Below are 14,037 nucleotides of genomic sequence, written 5' to 3' on the forward strand. Positions count from 1 at the left end.
CGGGCCCGAGCGCTGCAGCAGTCGGTTGTTCGACGTCTACGCCCCGGTGAAGCGCGGAGCGCGCTTCTCCTTGAATGCGGCCAGCGCTTCCGGCATGTCGGCGCCTCGAGTCAGTAGCGCCTGTCCCCGGTTCTCCAACTCCAGCGCCGCCGCGTAGGAGGTCACTTCCTGGTTCCGCTGCAGCGCGCGCTTCGACATCCGGATCCCGCCGGGGGAATTCGTCGCGATCGTCTCGGCCAGCGCGACGGCCTCGTCGAAAAGGTTCTCGCTCGGCACCACCCGGTTGGCCAGCCCGATCCGGACCGCCTCCTCGGCGCCGACGAAGCGTGCCGTGTACGCGATCTCCGCCGCCCGGCCCGGTCCGACGAGGCGGGTCAGTTGCCAGGAGGTGCCCAGTTCCCCGACGGACAACCCCACCTTGACGAAGGCCGCGTTGAATTTCGCGGTCGGGGCGACCAGCCGGATGTCGGCGGCGAGGGCCAGCGACATACCGCCGCCGGAGGCAGCGCCGTGGATCGCCGCGATGACCGGGAACGGCAGATGCCGCAGCGCAGCAAGGCCTCCGGTCGCGGTCTCCTGGAATTTCAGGAACTCGCGCACGCCCATTTCGGTGATCACACTGATCTCGTCCAGGTCGAACCCGGCGCAGAACGCCCGCTCGCCCGCACCGCGGATGATCAGCGCCCGCGCGTCGGTGTCGCGTAATGCGTAGGCGGCGGTGTTGAACTCTTCGAACATCTTCACGACCATCGAGTTCATCCGGTCGGGCCGGTTGATCGTGAGAACGGCGATCTTGCCCTCGAGCACCTCGAGGGTGAGGGTGTCGAGCCGGGGTGGCTCGTAGTTGCTCAGCACGGACGTATTTTCCCGCGTGTCCATCTGGGTCATGTCGATCACCGGCCCGTGAACTTCGGGCTGCGCTTGTCCTTGAACGCGGCCAGCGCTTCGGGCATGTCCTCACCCCGGGTGAGCAGCGCCTGGCCACGGTTCTCCAGTTCGAGCGCCGCGGCGTAGGACGACACCTCCATGTTCGCGTGCAGTGCGCGTTTCGACAGCTGCACGCCGGCAGGCGAGTTCGCGCAGATGAGACGCGCCATCGCGAGCGCCTCGTCGAGCAGCGACTCGGCGGGTACCACCGCGTTCAGCAGCCCGAGCGACTCCGCCTCGACGGCCTCGATGAATCGGCCCGTGTACGCGAACTCCGCGGCCCGCGCCGGGCCGATCAACCGGGTCAGGTGCCAGGAGGCGCCCAGGTCCCCGGCCGAGAGGCCGATTCGCACGAACGCCGCGTTGAACCGCGCGGCCGGCGAGCCGATCCGGATGTCGGCAGCCAGGGACAGGGACAGTCCTCCACCGGCCGCCGCGCCGTTGACCGCCGCGATCACCGGAACGCGGATGCTGCGGATCGCCGAGAGCGCCCGCGCCGCCAGTTCCTGCTGATCGAGCATCCCCATCGGCGTCAACGACGCCAGGCCTTCGGCGTCGTCGAGATCGAACCCGCCGCAGAACGCCTTGCCGGCCCCGGTGAGGATCACCACCCGCAGGTCGTCCTCGCGATCGAGGCGCAAGGCCACCTTCTCGAGTTCGACGAACATCGTGTTCGTCATCGAGTTCATTCGTTCGGGACGGTTCAACGTCACGACGGCGATCCCGGGTTCGGGTCGCTCGAGCGTGAACGTGTCCCATGTCGTGGGTTCGGTCACGGGTTTACTCCTTTTCGGTCCGGCGGTTCCGGGTGGGCGCGGTGAGTTCGTGTGATCGGTCAGGCTTCGGCGGGGGTTTGTCGTACCGCGCCGGAACGCAGCCATTGGTCGGTGCGGTCGGGGTCGATTCCCCAGTCGGTCAGGATCTCGGTGGTGTGCTCCCCCGGACCCGGCGGACGGCGGTCCACCGCCGCCGCCGAGCGGCTGAACCGGGGCGCGGGGGCCGGTTGGACGAGTCCGTCGACCTCGACGAAGGTCCCGCGGGCGACATGGTGGGGATGCGTCGGCGCCTCGTCGACGTCGAGGACGGGCGCGACGCACGGTGTGTGTCCTTCGGCCGCGTCGAGCCACTCCGCGAGGGTGCGACCCCGCACGGCGTCGGCGAACAGCTTTTTCATCTGCGGCCATTGCGCGCGGTCGTTCTGATCCGGCAGATCGTCGGGCAGGCCCAGCAGGGCTACGAGGTCGGCGTAGAAGTGCGGTTCGAGCGCGCCGACCGAGAGCCATTTGCCGTCGGCGGTCTCGTAGGCGTCGTAGAAGGGTGCGCCGCTGTCGACAAGGTTTGTGCCGCGTTCACGGTTCCAGGATCCGCTCTGTGTGAAGCCGAAGAACGGCGTCGCAAGGAGGGCGGCGCCCTCCACCATCGAGGCGTCGATCACCTGCCCGGTGCCCGAGCGTTGTCTCTCGAAGAGCGCAGACAATATTCCCAGGGCGAGAAGCATTCCGCCCCCGCCGAAGTCGCCGATCAGGCTGAGCGGCGGAGTGGGCGGGTGACCGTGGCGTCCGATCAGCGACAGGGCTCCACTGAGTGCCACGTAGTTGATGTCGTGACCGACGTGCTGCGCGAGCGGGCCGTCCTGTCCGAAGCCCGTCATGCGTCCGTAGATCAGCCGCGGATTGCGCTGGGCACAGTCGTCCGGTCCGATCCCGAGGCGCTCGGTGACGCCGGGGCGGAAGCCTTCGATCAGCACGTCGGCGTCCGTCACGAGCGACAGCACCACCTCCGCCCCCTCCGGATGTTTGAGATCGACGGCAAGAGACCGGCGTCCCCGGTGCAGCAGTTCGGTGCGGAAATCCGCGTTCGGCCCGACCAACCCCGCGCCGGTGGCACGGTCGACCCGCACTACATCAGCACCGAGATCGGCCAGCAGCATGGCGCAGAACGGCCCCGGGCCGATCGAACCGATTTCGACCACTTTCAGACCCGACAGCGGACCTGTGAACGAGCGTTTCGTGCCGTTCTGCGTCATTGCTGCACCTCCCCAAATTTGGTCTGATAATAATACCTTGCTGTGGTTCAGGGAAGGCTCCCAGAACACAGGAATGCTCCGGTCAGCCGCGGACCAGGCTCGTCTCCCCCGAGCGGTCGGCAGCGCGCCCACGCCGGGACCGAGCCTGCGCACTCACCACCAATACGACGGACACCAGGACCACGACGCCACCGACGAGCAGCGCAGGAGTGACCGGCTCGGACAGGACGACGGATCCGAGGGCGACGGCCACCACGGGGTTCACGTACGTGTGGGTCGCCACCAGCGGAAGCGGTGCATGATGCAGCAGCCACGCGTACGCGGTGAATCCGACGACCGAACCGAGGACCACGAGGTAGCCGAACGCGCCCCAGGCCCGCAGTCCGATCTCACCCCCGAAGCGCTCGCGAGTTACCACCGACGCCAGCATCATCGCCGCACCGGCCGCCAGGAGTTGATACGTCGCGCCCACGTACACGTCCTGCGGCAACCAGAGCCTCGGCTTGATCCAGGATCCGAACGACCACGACAGGCTCGACAGCACGATGACCGCCACACCGACCAACGGAAGGCTCGAACGCTCGCTGCCGGTCGGCAGCACCAGCACGGCCAGGCCGACGAGGCCCACCCCGACACCGGCCAGTTCGAGAGCTCGCGGGCGGTCGCCGGACACGGCACGGTAGAGGCAGATCCACACAGGCACCATCGCGACGAGAAGCGCCGTCACTCCGGAGGGCACGCCGTGCAACTGGCCGACCGACGTCAAGCCGTTTCCACACGCGAGCAGCAGGACCCCGAGAAACGCGGCACCGCCGGCTTCACGCCGGGTGACGAGCAGCCGCCTCCAGCCGCCACGCACGGCGAGGAACACGGCCATCAGCAGGGCGGCGAGAAGGAATCGCGCACCCATCGATCCGAGGGGCGGCACCTCCTCGATGACCAGGCGGATCGCGAGGTAGATCGATCCCCAGATCAGGTAGACCAGGGACAGCGCGAGTGCGATCACTCCGCGCCCGGCGGATCCGGACGGCACGGCGCTCAGGCGAAGCGCGGGATGCGCTTCTCGAGGAACGCGGTGATGCCTTCCTTCGCCTCCCCGCTCTCGAACAGGTCCTGCTCCTGGGCGACCTCGAAGCGGAAACCCTCGTCGAGTGGAGTGTCGAACGCGGCGTCGACCGTCCGGATGACGGCGCGCTGCGCGGGCAGCGACATCGTGCACAGCTCGGCCGCGAGAGCGAGCGCCGCATCCGTCGCGCCGCCGGCGTCGACGAGCCGGTCGATCAGTCCGATCGCGTGGGCCTCGTCGGCGGGGACCTGCCGGGCGGTCAACATGATGTCGAGCGCACGGCCCCGGCCCACGAGACGCGGGAGACGTTGGGTACCGCCGGCCCCGGGGATGAGGCCGAGCTTGACCTCGGGCAGCCCGAACTTCGCGTCCGCACCGCCGACCCGCAGGGTGCAGGCCATCGCGAGTTCGAGGCCGCCTCCGAGGGCGAGGCCGTCCACCGCGGCGATCGTGATCCGGTCGGCGGACGCGAGCCGGTCGAGTGCCCCGCGCAGCCGATCGCCGTAGGCGGTGAACGACTCCGCGTCCACCGACGACATGTGCTTGATGTCCGCCCCTGCAGCGAAGAAGCCGGGAATGTCCGATCGGACGACAATCACCTTCACCGAACCGTCGGCATCGGCGGCGTCCAGCGCCGCGTTCAGGCCGTCGATGATCGGCAGGCCCAGGGCGTTCGCAGGCCTGCGCTGGAGCGTGATCGTCATGACGCCGGCGGCGACGTCACTCCATGCGACTGCGGGCGTAGCGGTTTCCGACATGCACACCATCCTGTCCGGTCCAACAATGACCCAACCATACTAATTGTTGGACCGAAAAGGAAGGTCACGGCCGACGCGGGAACTTTTCGAACTCCGGACGGCGCTTCGCCTTGTACGCCTCCCGCCCTTCCTTCGCCTCGTCCGTCGAGTAGAAGAGCAGATTCGCATCGTGGGCGAGCTGCTGGATGCCGGCCATCCCGTCCTCCGCCGCATTGAAACTGGCCTTCATCAGGCGCAGCGCGAAGGGGGAGAGCTCGAGCATCTCGCGGCACCATTGGACGGTTTCGCGCTCGAGGTCGGCCAACGGGACTACGGTGTTGACCAGCCCCATCCCCAGAGCCTGCTGCGCATCGTACTGACGGCACAGGAACCAGATCTCCTTCGCCTTCTTCACCCCGACCAACTCCGCGAGCAGACCCGCGCCGTACCCGCCGTCGAAGGAACCAACCTTGGGACCGACCTGGCCGAAGCGGGCGTTGTCCGCCGCGATCGTCAGATCGCACACCAGATGCAGGATGTGCCCGCCACCGATCGCATACCCGGCGACCATGGCCACCACCGGCTTCGGCAGTCGGCGGATCTGGATCTGCAGGTCGGTGACATGGAAGCGTCCCACACCGCCGGCCTTACCTGGCTCGGTGAGGTAGCCGGTGTCTCCGCGCACCCGCTGGTCACCTCCCGAGCAGAACGCATCGGGTCCTTCCCCGGTCAGCACGATGACGCCGATTGAGGAGTCCTCCCGGGCATCGACCAACGCGTCGGAGATCTCCATCAACGTCTGCGGCCGGAACGCGTTACGCACCTCCGGGCGGCAGATCGTGATCTTTGCGATCCCGTCGCCGCTGTGCTCGTACCGGATGTCCTCGTACTCCCCGAGCGGAGTCCATTCCACGAAATTCGTTGTAGTGCAATTGTTCGCCATATCCCGATCATAGGCTTTCCTGCAAACGATCGTTAACAGATCCGCAAACGCACGACAGCGCGGGCCGGATAGGTTCCGGACCGCGCTGTCGGGGTGAGAACCGACCAATGACCGTCAGGCCATCGTGAGACCACCACTGACGGACAAGGTCTGGCCGGTGACGAACTCCGCGTCGTCGGAGGCGAAGAACGCCACGGCGGCGCCGATGTCGGTGGCCTTGCCGAGCCGCTTCATCGGCACCGCGCGGGTCATGCCGGCGATCACCTTGTCGGCTTCCTGACCGGAGTTGTCGGCGAACTTGCGCAGGGCCGGGGTGTCCGTCGGGCCGGGGCACACCGTGTTGGCGGTGACGCCCTTCGTGGCGACCTCACGAGCGAGGGTCTTGGTGAACGCGATGATGCCGCCCTTGGCACCCGAGTACACCGCTTCGAGCGACGAGCCGACGCGTCCGGCGTCCGAACCGATGTTGATGACGCGCCCCCAGCCCCGCTCGACCATGCCCGGGAGGGTCGCCTGGACGACCCGCAGCTGACCCTTGAAGTTGATCTCGAGAATCCGGTCCCAGAACGCCTCGTCGGTCTTCAGGAACGGCATGAAGTCGTCCCACCCGGCATTGTTGACGACGATCTCGACGGGACCGAACTGCTCGGCGACCTGCTTGACCGCCGCCTGCACGGACTCGGTGTCCGTCACGTCGACCGGAACGGCCATTGCCTGGCCTCCGGCCTCGCGGATGGCGGCCGCGGTCTCCTCCGCGGCCTCGAGGTTGAGGTCGGCGACCGCGACGCGGAAGCCCGCGGCACCCAGCGCATCGGAGATTCCCTTGCCGATGCCCTGCGCGCCGCCGGTGACGAATGCGACTCGATTGCTCATGATTTCACTCCGTGTTGTCGGTTCTGATATCGAAGTCGTACCGGGGACGAGGGCGTCAGCGCACGCCCGCGGCCCACTGGATCGGGCCGGCCACGATCGAGTGGCTGGTGAGCTTGCGGCCCAGGACCTGCTGAGCTTCGCGAGCGGCGTCGATGACCAGGTCGAGGTCGAGGCCGGTCTCCACGCCCATTTCGTGGAACATGCTCACCAGGTCCTCGGTGGCGATGTTGCCGGTCGAACCGACCGGGACGGGGCAGCCGCCCAGTTCACCGAAGCTCGACTCGAAGCTCGCGCATCCCGCCTCGAGCGCGGCGAAGGCGTTCGCGAGGCCCTGGCCGCGGGTGTTGTGGAAGTGCGCGGTGACCTCGACGCCGGGCAGGCGTTCGATGGCCGCGGCGAAGAACTCCGAGGCGTAGGCCGGATTGCACATGCCGGTGGTGTCACCGAAGCCGATCTCCGTGGCTCCGGATTCGGCGAATCTCTCCGCCAGGTCCAACACCCGCTTCAGCTCCACCTTGCCCTCGAAGGGGCATCCGAACGACGTCGCGATGACCGCGGCGCAGTGCAGGCCCTCGGCGACGATCCGGCGAGCCATGCTGTCGTTGTCCGCCATGGTTTCGTCGACGGTGCGGTTGACGTTCTTCTTGTTGTGGGTTTCGGACGCGCTGACGAAGATCGCGATCTCGTGGAAGGTGTCGCGCACCTTCAGCGCGTTGTCCAGTCCCTTGCTGTTCGGCACGAGGACCATCAGCCTCACGTCGTCGGGCACGTCGATGCGGCTGAGCACCTCCACCCCGTCCGACAGCTGCGGGATGACGTCGGGCCGCACGAAACTGGCGACCTCGATCCGCTTCAGGCCGGCGCGCCCGAGGGCGTTGATCAGCCGCACCTTGTCGTCGGTCGGGATGGTCTCCGGCTCGTTCTGGAAGCCGTCGCGCGGACCGACTTCTCGGATCTGTACCCGTTGGGGACGCGTCATGGCGTTCACTCCTCGTTTCCGCTCGCTCCGCTACGAAGCAAGGTCGTGCTCGGTCAGTGCGATGTCCAGCTGCTCGCGATGCTCCGGGGCTGCGACCGCGATCATTCGTCGGGCCCGTTCCGCGAGCGAACAGCCCCGCAGTTCGGCGACGCCGTGCTCGGTGACGACGTAGTCCACGTCGGCGCGGGCCGTGGTGACGGATCCGAACTGGAGGGCCGGCTTGATCGACGAGCGGCCCCGCGCGGTGGACCGCAACGCGATGACCGAGCGGCCCCCGGTCAGGGCCGCGGCCCGGGAGAAGTCCACCTGTCCGCCGACCGCGCCGACGTAGGTGGCTCCGGCCTGTTCCGCCCCCACCTGCCCGGTGAGGTCGACCTCGATGGCGGAGTTGATCGACACGAGCGCGGTCAGCTGCGAGAGCACTTGCGGCGCATGGGTATAGCTGGCGGGACGGAATTCCACCGGCAGGTGCGGCAGGCGCTCGTACAGCGTGGCCGTGCCCAGCGCCGCCCCGGTGACGTGGCGTCCGATGTCGATCTGTTTGCGCGCACCGGTCAGCACGCCCTTGTCGATCAGCCGCAGCACCGCATCGGAGATCATGCCGGAGTGCAGGCCGAGGTCCCGATGTCCTTCCAGAGCCGCCAGCACCGCCGAGGGCAGCGTGCCCACACCGACCTGGATGGTGTCACCGTCCTCGACGAGGCCGGCGACGTGCCGGGCGATCGCCGTCTCGACGGCGGCGGGCTCACGGTCGGGCGCTTCGAGCAGCGGCCGGTCGGTCTCGACGACCGCCGCGAACCGCGACAGCGGGATCGCGGGTGCACCGTGGGTGCTCGGCATGCGCTGATTGATCTCGGCGATCAGGACGGGGGTGTGCTCGAGTGCGTCGGCGACGTAGTCGACGCCGACGCCGAGCGAGCAGTTGCCGTCGGCGTCGGGAGGAGCGACCTGCACGAACCCGACGTCGCACGGCAGGCGGTGCTCGGCGAACAGCCGGGGCAATGCCCCGTAGTGGCAGGGCACGACCTCGAGCCGGTCCCGTTGGCTGAGCCGGCGCAGTTCACCGAGCCCGCCGTAGGAGACGACGGACAACTCGTCCGGGGTCTGCTCGGTGAGTCGGCGGTCCCAGGTCAGTCCCACGAACACCCGGACCGGGCCGATCGACGGGAGCTGGTCGAGCAGGGCGTGGACGAGCGGGGTGGGTTCCGCGCTCGTCTGGCTCCACCAGATTCCGTCGCCGGCCCGGACGTGGGGCGTGAGGTCGATCATCAGTTGATCCGTTGGATCAGGGTGGCGGTTCCGAGTCCGCCACCGCAGCACATGGTGACCAGTCCGATTTCGGCGTCGCGACGTTCGAGTTCGGCGACGATCGTCGCGATGAGACGGGCGCCGGTGGCGCCGACCGGGTGCCCGAGCGCGATCGCGCCGCCGTTGACGTTGACCCGGTCCATGTCGGGCTTGAGTTCGCGTTCCCAGGCCAGGACCACGGAACTGAACGCCTCGTTGATCTCGAAGAGGTCGATGTCGTCGATCGTCATCCCGTTGCGGTCGAGCAGCTTCTGTGTTGCCGGAATCGGACCGGTGAGCATGATGATCGGGTCGACTCCGACCGTGGTCTGGTCGAGGATGCGGGCGCGGGCGCGCAGACCGTGGGTCTCGACCGCGTCCCGCGAGGCGAGCAGGACACCGGCCGCGCCGTCCGAGATCGGCGACGAACTGCCGGCGGTGATCCGGCCGTTCTCCCGGAACGCGGTCCTCAGGCCGGCCAGGGTATCCAGGCTCGTGCCGGGCCGGACGGTCTGGTCGGTCCTGCGGAACTCGCCGTCGAGCTCGAGGGGGATCATCTCTTCGTCGAACCGCCCGGCCTCGATGGCCTCGGTCGCCAGACGATGGGATCGCACGGCGAATTCGTCCATCTCCTGCCGGGCGATGCCCCACCGGTCGGCGATGAGCTCGGCGCTCTCGCCCTGGTGCACGAAGTCGTACTTCTCCCGCAACTCGGCCGGCCACGGATCGCCGTAGAACTCGGAGATCTTGGCCGGGGAGTTGATCGGCACGTGGCCCATGTGCTCGACACCGCCGGCGATGACGAGGTCGTGCGTGCCGGACCCGACGAGGGCGGCACCCATCTCGACCGCGGTCTGCGCGGAGCCGCAACGGCGGTCGAGGACGACGGCCGGCACCTCGGGCGGGTATCCGGCCTGCAGCCATGCGTTGCGGCCGATGTTGCGGGACTGCTCACCGAAGGGCGCGGTGCAACCGACGATGAGGTCCTCCACTGCCGCCGGGGCCAGACCGCTGCGGCGGATCAGATCCGTGTAGACCGTGCCGAGCATCTCGTTCGGATGCGTATCACGGAACCATCCGCGTTCGGCGTGGGATCGGCCCATGGGGGTGCGAGCCGCTTCGGCGATGATCACCTCGCGCGCGGAGCGCTGGAACGGGTTGGTTGCGTTGGTCATCAGATCACCGTTCCACCGTCGACGGGCAGCACCTGGCCCGTGATGTACGAGGCGCCGTCGGAGGCGAAGAACACGAAGCTGGCCGAGATCTCGTTCGGCTCGGCCCAGCGCCTCAGCGCGACACGCTCGAGGGTCTTGGCCGCGAGCTTGTCGTTGCTGCGGATGTTCTCGGTCATCGGCGTGGCTGCAAGGGGCGCAATGGCATTGACGGTGATCTGTTTGCGGGCGAGCTCGCGGGCCAGCGACTTGGTCAGGCCGATGATGCCCGCCTTGGCCGCCCCGTAATTGGCCTGGCCGATGGTACCTTGCAGGCCGGCGGCGGAGGTGACGTTGATGACGCGCCCGGTGCCGTCCTCCGGCAGATAGGGCAGCACGGCTTTGCTGCACACGTAGCTGCCGACGAGGTGGATGTCGACGATGCGGCGGAAGTCGTCCTCCTCGAGATTCGGGAACATCGCGGGTGCGATGGCCCCGGCGTTGTTGACCAGGATGTTGACGACGCCGCCCCCGAGGGCGGCGGCCTGCTCCGCCGCGGCCGCGGCCTGGGCGGCGTTGCGGACGTCGAGCACGGCGGACTTGGCGGTACCGCCAGTGGCGGTGATCTCCGCGGCGACGGCGGCGGCCGCGTCCTCGTCGACATCGGTGACGAGGACGGCAGCGCCGGCGGCGGCGTACGCGTGCGCGACGGAGGCGCCGATGCCGCTGCCCGCGCCGGTCACGAGGGCGGATCTTCCGGTGAGTTCGAACATCAGTAGCTCCTGGGGAGGCCGAGCACGTGCTCGCCGAGGTAGTTGAGAACCATTTCCTGGCTCAGTGGTGCGATGCGCGTCAGGCGCGCCTCACGGAAGTAGCGCGCGACGTGGTATTCCTCCGAGTAGCCCATGCCGCCGTGGGTCTGCAGGGCGCGGTCGGCGGCCTGGAAGCCGGCGTCGGCGCACAGGTACTTGGCCATGTTGGCCTCGCGGGCGCAGGGGCGGCCGTTGTCGTAGAGCCAGGTCGCCTTGCGCAGGACGAGCTCGGCGGCGTCGAGGTGGGCGAGGGAGTCCGCGAGGGGGAACTGGATGCCCTGGTTCATGCCGATAGGACGGCCGAACACCTCACGGTCGGTGGCGTACTGGGTGGCGCGGTGCAGGGCGGCGCGGCCGATGCCGAGGGCCTCGGAGGCGACGAGCATCCGTTCCGGGTTGAGCCCGTCGAGGATGTACTTGAAGCCCTTGCCCTCCTCGCCGACCCGATCCTCGACGGGGATCTCGAGTCCGTCGATGAACAACTCGTTGGAGGTGACGGCGTTGCGGCCCATCTTCTTGATGGGGCGGATCTCGACCTTCGAGCGGTCCAGGTCGGTGAGGAAGAGCGTGAGACCGTCGGTCTTTTTCGTCACGTCCTCGAATTTGGTGGTGCGGGTGAGCAGGAGAATCTTCTCCGACTCCATCGCCTTCGAGATCCACACCTTGCGTCCGTTGACGATGTACTTGTCGCCGTCGCGCCGCGCGAAGGTGGTGATCTTGGTGGTGTCCAGGCCCGCGCCGGGTTCGGTGACCCCGAAGCACACGTGCAGGTCTCCGTTGACGATGCGGGGCAGGGTGCGCTGCTTGAGTTCCTCGGAGCCGTGCACGATCACCGGGTGCATGCCGAAGATCGACAGGTGCATCGAGCTGGCGCCGTTCATGCCGGCGCCGGACGCGGCGACCTCCTGCAGCAGGATCGAGGCCTCGGTGATGCCCAGGCCGTGTCCTCCGTACTCCTCGGGGGTGGTGATGCCCAGCCAGCCGCCCTTGGCGAACGCGTCGTAGAACTCCGTGGGGAATTCGTGGGCGGCGTCCTTCTCCACCCAGTACTGCTCGTCGAACTTGCCGGCGAGTTCTCGTACCGCATCTCGGATCGTTGCCTGATCCTCGGTCAGATCGAAGTCCACAACACAGTCCCGTCGTCGTCGCTACCGTTTGGCATTAAGTTACTAAAGGACAGACCATTTAGTCAACGGTGGTCAGCCGGCCGCCGGCAGAAGAGGCAGATCCCGAGCGAGACGCTCGTTCCACACCTCCGGGCTTCCGAACAGCTTCTCGTCGAGCTTGGTGCGCTTGTAGAACAGCTGCAGGTCGTGCTCCCACGTGTAGCCGATGGCGCCGTGCATCACGAGCGCACTGTCGGCGGCCTGGACCGCACTCCGGGTCACCTGCGCCTTCGCGATCGCCGCATGCATCGCGCGCTCCTCGAGGCCGAGATCCACCGAGGCCGCGGCATAGTAGGCGATGGACCGAGCCGCCTCCACGGACACGAGAATCGTTGCGGCAGCGTGCTTCATCGCCTGGAAGGAACCGATCGGCACACCGAACTGGTGGCGTGTTCTGCTGTAGTCCACCGCCAACCGCAGCATCCGCTCCATCGCCCCGAGCGCGTCCGCGGAGACGAGCACGGCGGCGCGCAACCCCGCGTCGGCCAGCGCGGCCGGCGCGTCGACGTCGAGGCGCTGCGCGACGACGTTCTCGAACCGTACGTCCGCCGCGCCCCGGGACGGATCGAGGAAACGCCGCGGCGTGACCGTGACGCCCGGGTCTGCGACCCGAACGAGATAGAGGGCCGCTCCCTCGCTCCCCTCGGCGGGGACGACGAGCCGGGCGGCCCGTTCGGCGCCGAGCACCGCGGACACGCGACCGGTCAGCGCCCCTCGTTCGTCGACGCGCACGGCGTCGCGGAGCCCGAGGGGGAGACTGGAATCGAGTGCCAGGGCAGCGAATTCGCCACCGGTGAGCACCGCGTCGGCGACGTCAGGCGGCAACAGAGGGGCCGCGAGCACCGACGCGGTCCACGCGCTCGCCGGGGCGGCACACCGGCCCAGTGCCTCGGCGGTCAGCGCGAGTTCGAGCAGACCGCCCCCCTGTCCGCCCACATCCTCCGGCAGGCCGGCCGAGAACCACCCCTCCTCCACGAATCTGCGCTCGAACTCTGCAGGTTCACCCGATTCGCCCCACTTCCGGACGTTCGCGGGTGCCGCGAACCGCTCGAGCCAGCCGCCGAGGGCTTCGGTGAACATTTCCTGCTCTTCTGACAGCTCCCAACGCATGGAACTGGTCCTCTCGATGAGTCGGGGAATACCCTGCAAGATGAATGCAGCGACGATTCGATGGTATATTAGGTCTGACCGTTAGACCAGAGAGGGCGGGGAGTCATGTCACCAGCCGCACCGAGCACGACCCGGACCGGACGTTCCTCCATCCAGCTGACTCCGATGGAGGTTCCCAAGGCGTCGGACGTTCTTGCCAACGAGCTGCGCGAACGCATCCTCAGCGGCGAATACACCGAAGGGACCCCGCTTCCCCCGGAACGCGAACTCGTCGTCCAGACGAAGATGAGCCGGACCACGGTGCGCGAGGCTCTGCGCATCCTCGAGGTACAGGGCCTGGTACGAATCAAGGCGGGACGCGCCGGGGGTGCCTTCGTCCAGCGACCCGGCGAGCAGTCGATGGCCGACACCGTGGCGCTGCTCATCCGAGGACGCCAGATCCGCCTGGGCGCGCTGCTCGAAACGCGCGAGGCGATCGAACCGTTCTGCGCGCAACTGGCCGCCCGCCATCGGACCGACGAGGATCTCGCGCGGCTCGACGCCGCGAACGAGGACATCGCAGCCGCCGGAGACAAGCTCGACACGTTCCTCCAGGCCAACGTCGACTGGCACATCGCCGTCGCCAGCGCGAGCCACAACGAACTGCTGTCAGGTCTGATGATCTCGCTGTCCCGTGCCATCTACGCTGCCACCGAGAACGAGGGCTTCATCGACGAGAAGGTCCGCGAGATCACCGTGAAGGCGCATCGTTCGGTCACCAGAGCGATCCGAGACCGCGACCCCGATGCTGCGGTCCGTCGCATGAGCCGCCACGTTCACTCGTACGCCGAGTCGATCCGGGAGTTCGAAGAGCGCACCGACATTCCACTGGACCAGGAGTCCTGAGCGACGTCCCCGTCCAGGCTCGCAGGAGTCCCCCTCACCCCGAGGGACACGATGGCCCCCATACCACTTCGGTAT

General features: G+C 68.0%; 14 protein-coding genes. 1 reads left to right on the forward strand and 13 read right to left on the reverse strand.

The window, feature by feature from the left end; all coding sequences use genetic code 11:
• Nucleotides 1–36 precede the first annotated feature (36 nt).
• The 13 genes from ACWDTS_RS13620 to ACWDTS_RS13680 form a co-directional block, all read right to left on the reverse strand.
• Nucleotides 37–888: an enoyl-CoA hydratase/isomerase family protein gene (locus ACWDTS_RS13620; RefSeq protein WP_450118352.1), complete on the reverse strand. Its 852-nt coding sequence runs from the start codon at nt 886–888 to the stop codon at nt 37–39.
• 5 nt (nt 889–893) lie between these two features.
• A complete protein-coding gene (locus tag ACWDTS_RS13625; protein ID WP_450118353.1) occupies nt 894–1,703 on the reverse strand; it encodes an enoyl-CoA hydratase/isomerase family protein in 810 nt (269 codons plus the stop codon).
• Nucleotides 1,704–1,762: 59 nt separating this feature from the next.
• On the reverse strand, nt 1,763–2,953 hold the full coding sequence (locus ACWDTS_RS13630; protein WP_450118354.1) for a CaiB/BaiF CoA transferase family protein: 1,191 nt from the start codon (nt 2,951–2,953) through the stop codon (nt 1,763–1,765).
• A gap of 82 nt (nt 2,954–3,035) precedes the next feature.
• Complete coding sequence (locus ACWDTS_RS13635) at nt 3,036–3,986, reverse strand: EamA family transporter (RefSeq protein ID WP_450118355.1); 951 nt, start codon at nt 3,984–3,986, stop codon at nt 3,036–3,038.
• Between the two features lie 5 nt (nt 3,987–3,991).
• Nucleotides 3,992–4,777, reverse strand: a complete 786-nt coding sequence (locus ACWDTS_RS13640) for an enoyl-CoA hydratase/isomerase family protein (protein WP_450118356.1) — start codon at nt 4,775–4,777, stop codon at nt 3,992–3,994.
• A 64-nt stretch (nt 4,778–4,841) separates the two neighbouring features.
• Nucleotides 4,842–5,699, reverse strand: a complete 858-nt coding sequence (menB, locus tag ACWDTS_RS13645) for a 1,4-dihydroxy-2-naphthoyl-CoA synthase (protein WP_450118357.1) — start codon at nt 5,697–5,699, stop codon at nt 4,842–4,844.
• 114 nt (nt 5,700–5,813) lie between these two features.
• Nucleotides 5,814–6,572, reverse strand: coding sequence for an SDR family NAD(P)-dependent oxidoreductase (locus ACWDTS_RS13650; RefSeq protein ID WP_085470558.1), 759 nt, complete (start codon nt 6,570–6,572; stop codon nt 5,814–5,816).
• A 55-nt stretch (nt 6,573–6,627) separates the two neighbouring features.
• Complete coding sequence (locus ACWDTS_RS13655) at nt 6,628–7,551, reverse strand: hydroxymethylglutaryl-CoA lyase (RefSeq protein ID WP_085470559.1); 924 nt, start codon at nt 7,549–7,551, stop codon at nt 6,628–6,630.
• Between the two features lie 30 nt (nt 7,552–7,581).
• Nucleotides 7,582–8,820, reverse strand: a complete 1,239-nt coding sequence (locus ACWDTS_RS13660) for an acetyl-CoA hydrolase/transferase family protein (protein WP_450118358.1) — start codon at nt 8,818–8,820, stop codon at nt 7,582–7,584.
• Nucleotides 8,820–10,013: a thiolase family protein gene (locus tag ACWDTS_RS13665; RefSeq protein ID WP_450118359.1), complete on the reverse strand. Its 1,194-nt coding sequence runs from the start codon at nt 10,011–10,013 to the stop codon at nt 8,820–8,822. Before ACWDTS_RS13665 ends, ACWDTS_RS13660 begins: the two co-directional genes overlap by 1 nt.
• On the reverse strand, nt 10,013–10,762 hold the full coding sequence (locus ACWDTS_RS13670) for an SDR family NAD(P)-dependent oxidoreductase (protein WP_006934208.1): 750 nt from the start codon (nt 10,760–10,762) through the stop codon (nt 10,013–10,015). The genes ACWDTS_RS13665 and ACWDTS_RS13670 overlap by 1 nt, the downstream gene beginning before the upstream one ends.
• The gene (locus tag ACWDTS_RS13675; protein WP_064065735.1) at nt 10,762–11,928 is read right to left on the reverse strand and encodes an acyl-CoA dehydrogenase family protein; all 1,167 of its coding nucleotides are present in this window, start codon (nt 11,926–11,928) and stop codon (nt 10,762–10,764) included. The genes ACWDTS_RS13670 and ACWDTS_RS13675 overlap by 1 nt, the downstream gene beginning before the upstream one ends.
• A gap of 72 nt (nt 11,929–12,000) precedes the next feature.
• The gene (locus ACWDTS_RS13680; protein ID WP_450118360.1) at nt 12,001–13,077 is read right to left on the reverse strand and encodes an acyl-CoA dehydrogenase family protein; all 1,077 of its coding nucleotides are present in this window, start codon (nt 13,075–13,077) and stop codon (nt 12,001–12,003) included.
• A gap of 105 nt (nt 13,078–13,182) precedes the next feature.
• Here ACWDTS_RS13680 and ACWDTS_RS13685 point away from each other — a divergent pair, with 105 nt between their 5' ends.
• Complete coding sequence (locus tag ACWDTS_RS13685) at nt 13,183–13,962, forward strand: FadR/GntR family transcriptional regulator (protein WP_450118361.1); 780 nt, start codon at nt 13,183–13,185, stop codon at nt 13,960–13,962.
• The last annotated feature ends 75 nt before the right edge of the window (nt 13,963–14,037 follow it).

Source organism: Rhodococcus sp. NPDC003383, from assembly GCF_053589115.1.